Consider the following 11,583-nt stretch of genomic DNA (forward strand, 5'->3'; position numbering starts at 1 on the left):
TCGACCAATCCAGCCCATTTTGATGTGTCAGCTATGTCTCCGAACACCCGTCAGTGATCTGTCCGGGCTAAACACTTGACCGGGCGATCCAGTACGCCGAGACGGCTGTGAGTCACAAAGAGGCTGCGGCGTACTGGATTCCCCGCCTTCGCGAGGAATGACACCGATGGTGGGAGCGCTCGCTCGTCGCCTCAGAACAGACTGCCCTGATCCACCGGCTTCGCCACGCGCTTCGGTGCGGGCTTTGCGTCGGCCGCGGCTTGCTTTGGCTGCGCCGGCGCGCGCTTGGGCGCCGGTCGATCCGCATCCGCGGTCGCGCCGACGCGGCCGTCGGCGAACTCGATCTCGACGCGCGCGCCAGGACCAATCGCGTCGGCCGCATGCAGGGGATGGCCGGCCTCGTCCCGCACCAATGCGAAGCCGCGCGCGAGCACGCTGCGATAGGATAAAGCCGACAGCAGCTTGCTGCTGTTCTCGACGCGGGTCTCTAACCGGTGCAGCAGCGTCGCGAGCGCGCGTTGCGCCCGCTCCGCCAGGCGATGGGTGCGCTCGCGCTGGCGGGCAATCGCGTTGCGCTGCGCCTGCGCATTGGAGAGCTTCGAGGCGCGCAGGCGAATCTGGAGCCCGGCGAAGCGGTCGCGCCGCTGCCGCAGCAGCGAACGCGTCGACAGGCCGAGCCGCTCGCCGCACACGGTGAGCCGGTGGTCGGCCTGTGCGATCTGGCCGTGCAGCACCCGCAGCGTCAGTTTTGAGCTGGCCGCGGTGAACCTTCGGAAATGCGCGTGCGTGTTGGCCTTGAGGCAGCGGGGCAGGGAGGCGCCCGCCGAATCCAGCCGCTGCCTGGGAATGGCGAGCAGATCGCCGGCCGCCGGCAGCGCGCGCGCGGCGGCGCGCAGTTCGCTGCGGCGGCTTTCCTGGGCGCGTTGCCAATAGGCGCGGGTGCGACGGCCGAGATCGGCGACCTCGACGAACAATTCGCTGCGCACCGGCACCGCCATCTCCGCCGCCGCCGTCGGCGTCGGCGCGCGCTTGTCGGCGACGAAATCGATCAGCGTGATGTCGGTCTCGTGCCCGACCGCGGAGATCAGCGGGATCATGCTTTCGGCTGCCGCCCGCACCACGATCTCCTCGTTGAACGACCAGAGATCCTCCAGCGAGCCGCCGCCGCGCGCCACGATCAGCACGTCGGGCCGCGGAATCTTGCCTCCCTCAGGGAGCGCGTTGAAGCCGCGGATCGCGGCCGCGACCTGCTCGGCCGAGCCGTCGCCCTGCACCTTGACCGGCCACACCAGCACGCGGCGGGGGAAGCGGTCCTCCAGCCGGTGCAGGATGTCGCGGATCACGGCGCCGGTCGGCGAGGTGACGACGCCGATCACTTCCGGCAGCCAGGGCAGCAGCTGCTTGCGTGCCTCGTCGAACAGGCCCTCGGCGGCGAGCTTCTTCTTGCGCTCCTCCATCAGCGCCATCAGCGCGCCGATGCCGGCCGGCTCCAGCGCCTCGATCACGATCTGGTATTTCGAGGAGCCCGGATAGGTCGTGAGCTTGCCGGTGGCGATGACCTCGAGCCCCTCCTGGGGCTTGAAGCGCATGCGGCCGTGCACGCCCTTCCAGATCACCGCCTCGATCTTGGCGCTCTCGTCCTTGAGCGCGAAATAGCAATGGCCGGAGGAGTGGGCGCCGCGGAATCCCGAGATCTCGCCGCGGACCCGGACATGGCCGAAGGTATCCTCCACAGTCCGCTTCAGGGACTGGGAGAGCTCGGAGACGGTGAATTCGAACGCGTTGTTGAGTTGTTCCGCAGGCGGCATCGGCAAACGATTCGGCATTTTGGGGTCGGACTCGACGTTAAGGATTTTCATGGCGCGGCGCCAATCCGGGGATTGATTCCAAGAGTACTCTGCGTTATAGAGTTCTCTATTGTTGATCGATTTGAGGGAGGCAGGCCATGGCGGTCCGTCTGCTGCGCGGCGTTTTGAACGGCCTGAAATGGGCTCTTTGTGCGGCTGGCGCGGTGGCGCTGACCTTGGCCGCCATGATCGCAACGCCACTGGAGCGGCCGCCTGAGATGCGCTCCGTCTCCGACTCCAGCAAGGGGATCGACTGGACCACGCTGCCTTCGCTCGAGCGCTTCCAGGCGCGTGACGGGACCTGGATCGGCTATCGCCATTACCCGCCGAACGGCCCGGCGACGGGCGGCGGGGCGATCTTCATTCACGGCTCCTCCGGCTCCAGCGGCACGGTCAACCATGCGCTGACCCATGCGATCGCCGCGCGCGGCGTGGAGACCTGGGCGCTCGACATCCGCGGCCACGGCGGCTCCGGCACCCGCGGCGACATCGGCTATGTCGGCCAGCTCGAGGACGACCTGATCGATTTCGTCGCCCATCTGCGCAAGGGCGCGCCGGACCTGCCGCTCACTTTGATCGGCCATTCCGCCGGCGCCGGCTTCTCGCTGCGCGTCGCCGCGACGCCGATCATGCAGGACATGTTCGTGCGCACCGTGCTGCTCGCGCCCTATCTCGGCTACGACGCACCGACCAACCGGCCGGACTCCGGCGGCTGGGCCAAGGCCGACATTCCACGCTTGCTGGGCCTGACCGCGCTGCGCAAGCTCGGCATCGACTGCTGCTCGCAGCTTCCCGTGCTCGCTTTCGCGGTGCCCGCGACCTCGGCGAAGTACCTCACCTCCACCTATTCGGACCGCCTGATGCGCAACTTTGCCACGCGCGGCTATCGGCTCGATCTGCCGGCAACCACGCGTCCGATCACGATCTTCGGCGGCGGCGAGGACGAGATGATGATCTCGGATAAATATGCGGAAGTGGTGCAGGCGATCAAACCTTCGGTCGACGTCAAGATCATCGCCGGCATCAATCACATGGGCATCGTGACCAATCCGAAGGCGGTCTCGATGATCGCCGAGGACGTGGCGAGGCGCGGGGTAGGGCAGTCATGATGCGCCCCGTCGACGGCAAGGCAATCGCAGACAGGAGCGGTTTCCCCGCGGCCATCCTTCGAGACGCCCGCCTGCGGCGGGCCCTCAGGATGAGGGGGGTGGAGTCTGCGGCAGCCGCTTCAACGGGTCCTGGTGCAGCTGAGCCTCATCCTGAGGAGACCGCTGGAAGCGGTCGTCTCGAAGCCTCATCCTGAGGAGACCGCGTAGCGGTCGTCTCGAAGGACGAGGCGCGCGCGCTCAGGTGTCACCGAGCGTCATACGAGATAGCCCAGGGACAGAAAGGGACGACATGATCGACAGCAAGGAGGCATCCGCAGCGCTGGCCGATATCGACGATATCGTCCAGCGCGTGAAGCGATCGCAGCTCTATGAGCTCGCGAGTCTCGCTGCGGTGTGGTGGGGCGTGCTGGTGTTCGCAGCCAATCTCGTGACCTGGCTCTGGCCGATCTGCGCGGTCTACGCCTGGGTTGCGGTGGACGTTCTGGGCGTCGGAGGTCTGATTGCCCTTCGCGTGTTCAATCCGAAGAACCACCCCTTTGGGGCCGGCGTTGGCATCAGGCTGTTCCTGATATTCGCCCTGTTCTTCGCGTTCGGCTATCTCGTGACCAACGTCGTCGGTCATTTCGGTCCACGCCAGCTGGGAACGTTCTGGCCGATCTATTTCATGCTGTTCTACACCCTCGCCGGGCTCTGGTTCGGCTACGCCTTCGTTGCGATCGGTCTCGGCATCACGGCGCTGACGCTGTTCGGCTTCTTCTACATCGGCGAGGCATTCCCGCTGTGGATGGCCTTCGTCAATGGCGGCGGCCTGATCCTCGGCGGGCTCTGGATGCGGCGGATCTAGCGCATGGCCGAGCTCGACGACATCATCCACCAGCCATTGCGGCTGAAGATCATGGCGGCGCTGAACGCGCTGCCCGTGTCGGCCGGTCTGGAGTTCGCCCGCCTGAAGAAGCTCACCGGCGCCACCGACGGCAATCTCGGCGCCCATATCGAGACCCTGGCCAAGGCGGGGTATGTTTCAGTGGAGAAGGCCTTCGTCGGCAAGAAACCGCAGACCACGGTGACCGCCACCGCCGCCGGCCGCGGCGCGTTCGCGCGGCATGTCGCGACGCTGCAGGAGATCATTGCGGGGAAGCAGGTGTAGCCTCCGCCGTCATTCCGGGGCGCGCCCTCTTGGGCGCGAGCCCGGAATCCATCCCACCGCCGACGCTGCCTCTCAATGGATTCCGGGTTCGCGCTGCGCGCGCCCCGGAATGACGGTTCGTAGGATGGGTTGAGCCCTTGCGAAACCCATCGCTTTCCTCTTCCAGCTCTCGATCATCGCGGCTGTCATCCGACTGCAGGTGAGGACGAAGCGGACGGCGCCCGATCGTTTAGCTTTACGGACGCTTCGAAAAACAAGCGTGATGGGTTTCGCAAGGGCTCAACCCATCCTACGGGCTCGACTAAGAGCCTCGACGGGACCGGGAACAATGTCCGGGTGATCTGATTGGAACGTTGGTACGTCCAATCCGGGATCAACCAGCGAGCTTCCTGGGAGGCGTCTTTATCAGGGAGGAGCCACCAATGGATGACGAACGAAAATCATCAAAGGCGGGGGAACAGGCCGCTGAAGGCTTGCGTGAAGCGACGTCCAAGGAAGAAGCGAAGAACGAGAGCAAGATGGGGCACGATCTGGCCAAGGGGTCTGATCGTTTCGAAGAGCGCTCGAAAAGCTCCGATGGAAAAAGCGCAGAAGAGAAACAAAAAGGGTGAAAGCAGCAGACCCGTTTCTGCGGGCTCGGTGCAACCTCTCCCGCGTGCGGGAGAGGTCGCGCAAGGCGCGGGTGAGGGCTTTCTCCTCTGGGGGAGTATCCCATTGCGGAAATACCCTCTCCCCAGCCCTCTCCCGCAAGCGGGAGAGGGAGTGCACTTATGTTGCAGCGATCAAACCTGATCTCATCACGCTTTAGGAAACGCCGCCGATCTTCTCGGAGACGATCCTGGCCGCGTTGCGCAGCGCGCTGATTGGAAATCAGCTCCTAGGATGGGTTGAGCCCTTGCGAAACCCATCGCTTCTCTATCACCGTTCTCCGTAATCGCGGTCGTCATCCGACTGATCGCCGGCCCAATCGGCCGGGTAATTGCCGAGCTTCACGTGGCGATGAAACGAGGAGGGAGCCCAGTCACGTACTCGGTTGACGAGCCCGTGCTTGACCGGATTGATATGAACATAGTCCACATGCCGCGCGAAATCGCCTTCGTCGCGAATGGTATGCTCCCAATATCTGCGCTGCCAGATGCCCCGCTCACCTTTGGCTGAGCGGCTTTGGGATATCCTTTCGTTGCGCGCCAGACCGCGCGAAAAGGTGGATTTGATCAACTGCCAGCGCATTGCAAAATCGGCATCGCCTTCCGGCAACGTCCACACGGTGTGAAGGTGATCAGGCAGCACCACGATGGCATCGATCGTGAACGGATGGCGTCGGTGCGTTTCGCGAAACGCCGTGCGCAACAACCCGACATGATCCGTCAGCAATGATAGCTTCCGCTCCGCCAGATTGACGGTGAAGAAGAAACACCCACCCGAAACGAAGTTGCGGCGGTACGCGGTCATGGCGCGACGTTACCACGAAACAAGTGCGATGGGTTTCGCAAGGGCTCAACCCATCCTACGGGCTGCCACCGTAACTCAGGACCCCCACTGCAGGCGCTGGAGCGAAGGAAAGCTAAAGCGCAGGCTGATCGCTATTCGCTCTTCTTGGCGCGCTCGCTTTTGAACCGCTCCACTGTGTCGGCAATGGCCTCGTCGGGAGACATTGTCATCATCATGTTTACCGGAATCACGACCTCGCAATCGATTGGTTCAATAGCGTCGCACGTCAGTTCTGCGATACCATTACCGATGACTTTGTAGAAGAAGGTCGCGTAGGCCCTCACATCATTTTCGTCAGCATCGTTCTCGCCCCGGACAAGCCCACCATCTTCGAGGTTTGTGTGTATGCGCCCGTTGTTGTAGTCCAGAAAAAACACCAACAGGATTGTTCTTCGCTCATTGATTAGAACAGCTTTCACGACGCCTCTATCGACAGCATCGATGTGCATGGTCATGTGCTCTAGACCGGGTATCGGTCCGTCCGGCCACAAGCCGACGGAAACAATTCGGCCCTCAAGGGCAGACACATCAGGAGGTGGATGATGTCCTGCTCTAAGAGCTTCCAAGGTTTCAGTGGGTAACAGTGGGTCCCATGGCGCTAATCGATCTCGTGTCCGATGCAGAGTACGTGCGGTCGGAACTCCCAGTTCATCGCGGATATAGATTCGAGCAAGCTCTTCCATGATGACGAGGTCTGCAGACAGGCGTTTTCTATCAGCGGGAATATCGGGATCGATAATTTCACCTTCGAGCGATGCATGAGCTACCGCGCAGCGTCCGCTATCGAACAAGTGGCTGGATACATCGATGCCCGCAGCGCGCAATTCCACAACTCGATTGGCCGCCCTATCCGAGAGCTTGTCGAGATTCGCGGCAATCCATCTGCCTCGCTCCCTTCCATCTCGAAACTGCGATTCAATTACTTTATAAAAGCTCAGGAAGGCATAGCTATCATGGACGTCATTGAGGCGATTTCCTTCACGCCAAAATGCAAGTGCTTTGCGGACATGATCGTCATCAACAATCGGCATGTGGTTACAGTTGAAGGCTTTGATGCCGGCAATGCCTATTGACGAATAAACGGTCCGCGGATTGCCGTACAGAATTGGATGGCTGCCATGTATGTAGCCCGAGACGTCAACGTAGCCGCCCTCGAACCAGCTTAGTACAGAGGTAAATCTATAGATTTTTGCTATCGCCGCATCGGCTCCGCCAGTGCCGGGATCGCAAGCAATGGTGATGCCGGGCGGAGACGGTTTGCCACTGCGTTCACTTCCGCGCAGAAAGTACTCGTCTCCAGCATATTTGACACATACATCGAGTGATGGCCATGGAATGGACGAGGCAACCCCTGCCGTCAGCCAACCTACACGACCCCGTAGCTTGCGATCTACGGCCTCACCGAAAGTGTGTGGTATGTATGGTGTTCTCATTGTCGTCTTCCGATGATGCGCCCGCTTACATCGTAAAAGGGCATTGCATTGCTCCTACAGCTGTCGTGGCCGACCACCTTGCCGCTCGCGTCGTAAGTCGTCGTGGTGCCTTGGCTGTCGGTCGTGGTGTGGTGCCGCTCACCTTGCCGCTGGGATGACGGTGATAGTGCACTCAACTATGTAAACTGATGCTTTGCTTCGGAAACTAAAGCACTGACACAGTGATTCTAGCGCCGCGGCTTGAGCTTAGGTTCGAACAGAATGTGTCGTTTTTCTAAATTTCGTGTGCTCGGTGCGCTGGTCGCCTCCTTGGGACGGCGAAGCGTCTTGCCAGCGAGTTTGGCGTAGGACGAAGACTTCAGGGCTTCTGCGACGACGACGGTGCGGTTCTTGGGATCGATGCCAAGGAGTCCGCAATCGAAAAGTGTGTGTAGGTCGGTCCGCAATAATAGGCCATTAGAAACATGATTCGTAAGGCCGCCGAGATATGGCGTAATATGCGCAGCTTCGAGAACGTCCTCCACCGCGCAGCCTGTAATGGCGCATCGCCTATCGTAGGCATCAAGAAGGGCCGCTCTGAACGCCGGTTGCCCCCTGCGGAGTCGTATGGCCCTAAGGGCGCGCTCGCGCTCGTCCTTGATACTATCCGGATCGAAGCCCGGATCATCTGCTTGCTCGTTGCTGATTGAGGGAAGAGCAGTAATGAACGCGAGTAGACGCTTTTCCAGTTCGAGCGCCACGTTCTCCGGCACTCCAACTCCGCTGGACTGAGTGGTGACAAGCGTATCGGGCAAAATATCTTGGATGGCGTCTAACTTGATGAGGAATTCCCGACTGGGATCGACCAGTCGATCAAACCGTATCATTGCTCGGTGTCGCGGAACTTCATCTAGATCCGCAGAATCGATCTGCAGACGCGGTCGCTCAATAATCTCTCCGATTCCGAAAACGCCTCTCGGATCGGAGCCCTGTTTGAACAAATAGACGCGGTCGCCGATTTGGGCTGATTGGTGAGAAGCGATCCGCCACAAGGCCTTTGTGTTAGTTGAATCACTTTCAAAGCGACGGACCAATTCGCTCAATTCCTCTGCGGGCCACCCCCTGGGGGACCCTGGGCCGAGAGGTTTGTAGGTGAGCCAATAAGCGGGCATCCGACGCCTCCTGCGGTTTCTTCGACCATGCGGTCATGACAACGTCGAGCTGACGCCAAATCAATTTATGGACCAGCCATACACTTGCGCGTCGATCCCTTGAAACCACTGTGCTATTCGCCCTACTGACTTTCCCACAATGGGAGAAGCAAGATGAGCGCCGCGCGCCGGGATGGCGGGGACTTCAGGCCCAGCCCCCCTTGAGCCCCACCCCGATTCGTGCGACCTCCGCCCAAGCAAACCCCTCATTTCGAGCCCTCGATGCATATTCTCCTGCTCGGTTCCGGCGGCCGCGAACATGCCCTGGCGTGGAAGATCGCGGCGTCCCCCCTGGTGACCAAATTCTGGTGCGCGCCCGGCAATGCCGGGATCGCGAAGGAGGCGGAATGCGTGGCGCTCGACGTCGCCGACCATGCCGCGGTGATCGACTTCTGCAAGCAGAACAAGGTCGCGCTCGTGGTGGTCGGGCCGGAAACGCCGCTGGCGGCCGGCATCGTCGATGATCTCACCGCCGCCGGCATCAAGGCGTTCGGCCCGAGCAAGGCGGCCGCGCAGCTCGAAAGCTCCAAGGGGTTCACCAAGGCGCTCTGCACCGAATTCGGCATTCCGACCGGTGCCTACAAGCGCTTCACGAATGCCAGGGATGCGCGCGACTACGTTGGCAGCCAGGGCGCGCCGATCGTCGTGAAGGCCGACGGGCTCGCCGCCGGCAAGGGCGTCGTCGTCGCCAAGACCGTGCGTGAGGCCGAGGACGCCATCGCCATGATGTTCGAGGGCGCCTTCGGCGAAGCCGGTGCTGAAGTCGTGATCGAGGAATTCTTGCCCGGCCGCGAGATCAGCTTCTTCGCGCTGTGCGACGGCGAGACCGCGATCCCGCTGGCCTCCGCGCAGGACCACAAGCGCGTGTTCGACCACGACGTCGGCCCGAACACCGGCGGCATGGGCGCCTATTCGCCGACGCCGCTGGTGACGCCTGCCGTCCACGACGCGATCATGGCCAAGATCATCCTGCCGACAGTATCAGGCATGAAGCAGCGCGGCACGCCGTTCCGCGGCGTGCTCTATGCCGGCATCATGCTGACGACGCAGGGCCCGAAACTGTTCGAGTTCAACGTCCGTTTCGGCGATCCCGAGTGCCAGGTGCTGATGCTGCGCATGATGTCGGATATCGTGCCGGCGCTGCTGGTCGCCTGCGACGGGCAGCTGAAGCATTTCGATCTGCGCTGGCACAAGGAATCCGCGCTCACCGTGGTGATGGCGGCGAAGGGCTATCCCGGCGACTACCAGAAGGGCACGCGCATCGAGGGGCTCGACGACGCCGCCAAGCTGGACAATGTCGAGATCTTCCACGCCGGCACGGTGGCGAACGACGGTGCGATCCTCGCCAATGGCGGCCGCGTGCTCAATGTCTGCGCGCTCGGGGCGACCGTGACGGAAGCGCAGGCCCGGGCCTACCAGGCCGTCGACCGCATCCGCTGGCCAGAAGGCTTCTGCCGCCGCGACATCGGCTGGCAGGCGGTGGAGGCGGAGAAGGCCAAGATCTGACACGGCTTCGGGCTGACACGGCTTCGGCCGAGCTTCCGGATGGGCCGGAAAGGTACGCCGGGCCGGCACTCCCGCGGTTTTGGTCACCGCGCCGCCACATCCGCACTCCAGAAATGTGCAATAAGCTGTTGGGGTTAGTGACCCCGCAGATCATACCGCTACTGTGCATGGGGTTGTTTTCGACATTTATTGGTCGGGCGGCCCCCACGACTGACCAGATAAGGATGCAACAAGATGTCCGATCTCGCCGACCTCTACCCGGGTTTTGCCGCCGAATGGATCAATACCTCGTTCGGCCGCGTCTTCGCCCGCGTCGGCGGCAGCGGCCCGCCGCTGTTGCTCCTGCACGGCTTCTCCGAAACCCATGTGATGTGGCATCAGGTGGCGCCTGAGCTGGCCGAGCACTTCACGTTGATCATCGCCGATCTGCCGGGCTACGGCTGGTCCGACATGCCCGAGAGCGATGCGCTGCACATCCCCTACAGCAAGCGCGCGATGGCGAAGGCCATGGTCGAGGTCATGGAGCGGCTCGGCCACGTGCACTTCGCGCTCGCCGGTCACGACCGCGGCGGCCGCGTCTCCTACCGCCTCGCGCTCGACCATCCCGGCCGGCTGTCGAAGCTCGCGGTGCTCGATATCCTGCCGACCTATAATTACTGGGAGCGGATCAACCGCGCCTACGCGCTGAAGATCTATCACTGGACCTTCCTAGCGCAGCCCTATCCGCTGCCGGAGACGCTGATCGCGAGCAATGGCGAGTTCTTCCTGCGCTTCAAGATGGCGAGCCAGACCAAGTCGAGGACGCTCGATGCGATCGATGAGCGGGCGCTCGAACATTACCTCGCCCCGTTCCGCGATCCCGCCCGCGTGCATGCGATGTGCGAGGACTATCGCGCCGGCGCCTATTTCGACTACGACCTCGACAAGGCGGATTTCGAGGCCGGCAAGAAGATCACCATTCCCATGCTGGCGCTGTGGGGCAATGCCGGCGTGGCGCAAGCCGCGGCGACGCCGCTCGATACCTGGCGGCAATGGGCGACGAACGTGGAGGGCATGCCGGTGGATTCCGGCCACTTCCTCACCGAGGAGAATCCCGAGGTCACCGCGAGCGCGCTGCGCGAGTTTTTCGCGGCAGGTTGAGCTGTGACGCTGCACGCCACACACTCAAGCTGTCATCGCCCGGCTTGACCGGGCGATCCAGCACGCCGAGACGGCAATGGTTGATCCGAGAAGCCACGGCGTACTGGATGCCCCGGTCAAGCCGGGGCATGACAGCGCAGGGTGGAGCCGTCAGCGCCGCTCCCGGAAGAACTCCTTGAGCAGCCGCGCCGCCTCGCTCTCGCCGACGCCGGAATAGACGTCCGGCGCGTGATGGCAGGTTGGGGAGGCAAAGAACCGCACCCCTGATTCCACCGCGCCGCCCTTGGGGTCGGCGGCGCCGTAATAGAGCCGCCTGATCCTTGCAAAGGAGATCGCGCCCGCACACATGGTGCAGGGCTCCAGCGTCACGTAGAGGTCGCAGTCGACGAGGCGCTCGCTGCCGATCTTCGCGGCGGCCTCGCGCAGCGCGATGATCTCGGCGTGGGCGGTCGGATCATGGTCGGTCAGCGTCCGATTGGCGGCGGTGGCGATGACCTCGTAATCGCGGACCACCACGCATCCGATCGGAACTTCGCCCGATTTTCCGGCATTTTCGGCCGTCACAAGCGCCAAATCCATGAAAGAAGGGGCTTTCATGCCTCGTATCATCGCCAGAAACCTGCTAGTAGCTCCGCCTTCAGCAAGAGTGGATACCGATTTTGCCTGAGCATGCGGCTCGGAACGAGCGCGCACAATGCTCATCGCACTACCCCCGTAAGT

General features: G+C 62.5%; 11 protein-coding genes. 6 read left to right on the forward strand and 5 right to left on the reverse strand.

Annotation, left to right across the window (positions count from 1 at the left end; all coding sequences use genetic code 11):
• Positions 1-191: 191 nt before the first annotated feature.
• Entirely contained in the window at positions 192-1,808 is a 1,617-nt protein-coding gene (gene xseA, locus D6B98_RS22050) for an exodeoxyribonuclease VII large subunit (RefSeq protein WP_164718804.1), read from the reverse strand.
• Positions 1,809-1,945: 137 nt separating this feature from the next.
• Here xseA and D6B98_RS22055 point away from each other — a divergent pair, with 137 nt between their 5' ends.
• The 4 genes from D6B98_RS22055 (at position 1,946) to D6B98_RS22070 (ending at position 4,714) form a co-directional block, all read left to right on the forward strand.
• Positions 1,946-2,956, forward strand: a complete 1,011-nt coding sequence (locus D6B98_RS22055) for an alpha/beta hydrolase (protein ID WP_164718779.1) — start codon at positions 1,946-1,948, stop codon at positions 2,954-2,956.
• 289 nt (positions 2,957-3,245) lie between these two features.
• Positions 3,246-3,800 (forward strand): hypothetical protein, encoded by a 555-nt coding sequence (locus D6B98_RS22060; RefSeq protein WP_164718780.1) that lies wholly within the window; start codon positions 3,246-3,248, stop codon positions 3,798-3,800.
• A gap of 3 nt (positions 3,801-3,803) precedes the next feature.
• Entirely contained in the window at positions 3,804-4,103 is a 300-nt protein-coding gene (locus D6B98_RS22065; RefSeq protein ID WP_126259030.1) for a winged helix-turn-helix domain-containing protein, read from the forward strand.
• 422 nt (positions 4,104-4,525) lie between these two features.
• A complete protein-coding gene (locus tag D6B98_RS22070) occupies positions 4,526-4,714 on the forward strand; it encodes a hypothetical protein (RefSeq protein WP_126259031.1) in 189 nt (62 codons plus the stop codon).
• A gap of 307 nt (positions 4,715-5,021) precedes the next feature.
• Here D6B98_RS22070 and D6B98_RS22075 read toward each other — a convergent pair whose 3' ends face one another.
• The 3 genes from D6B98_RS22075 to D6B98_RS22085 form a co-directional block, all read right to left on the reverse strand.
• Complete coding sequence (locus tag D6B98_RS22075; RefSeq protein WP_126259032.1) at positions 5,022-5,555, reverse strand: REP-associated tyrosine transposase; 534 nt, start codon at positions 5,553-5,555, stop codon at positions 5,022-5,024.
• A 131-nt stretch (positions 5,556-5,686) separates the two neighbouring features.
• Positions 5,687-7,027 carry a methylamine utilization protein MauJ gene (gene mauJ / locus D6B98_RS22080; protein ID WP_126259033.1) on the reverse strand — a complete coding sequence of 447 codons (1,341 nt, stop codon included), beginning with the start codon at positions 7,025-7,027 and terminating at the stop codon, positions 5,687-5,689.
• Positions 7,028-7,254: 227 nt separating this feature from the next.
• Entirely contained in the window at positions 7,255-8,109 is an 855-nt protein-coding gene (locus D6B98_RS22085; protein WP_205680513.1) for an HNH endonuclease, read from the reverse strand.
• A 330-nt stretch (positions 8,110-8,439) separates the two neighbouring features.
• Between D6B98_RS22085 and purD the strand changes: the two genes are divergently transcribed.
• Together purD and D6B98_RS22095 are read left to right on the forward strand one after the other, a co-directional pair.
• Entirely contained in the window at positions 8,440-9,723 is a 1,284-nt protein-coding gene (purD, locus tag D6B98_RS22090; protein ID WP_126259034.1) for a phosphoribosylamine--glycine ligase, read from the forward strand.
• Positions 9,724-9,957: 234 nt separating this feature from the next.
• Entirely contained in the window at positions 9,958-10,863 is a 906-nt protein-coding gene (locus D6B98_RS22095) for an alpha/beta fold hydrolase (RefSeq protein WP_126259035.1), read from the forward strand.
• Positions 10,864-11,013: 150 nt separating this feature from the next.
• Here the strand turns inward: D6B98_RS22095 and D6B98_RS22100 are convergent, their stop codons facing one another.
• Entirely contained in the window at positions 11,014-11,472 is a 459-nt protein-coding gene (locus tag D6B98_RS22100) for a nucleoside deaminase (RefSeq protein WP_126259036.1), read from the reverse strand.
• Positions 11,473-11,583: the final 111 nt, after the last annotated feature.

Source organism: Bradyrhizobium sp. LVM 105, assembly GCF_003957705.1.
GTDB classification, from domain to species: domain Bacteria; phylum Pseudomonadota; class Alphaproteobacteria; order Rhizobiales; family Xanthobacteraceae; genus Bradyrhizobium; species Bradyrhizobium frederickii.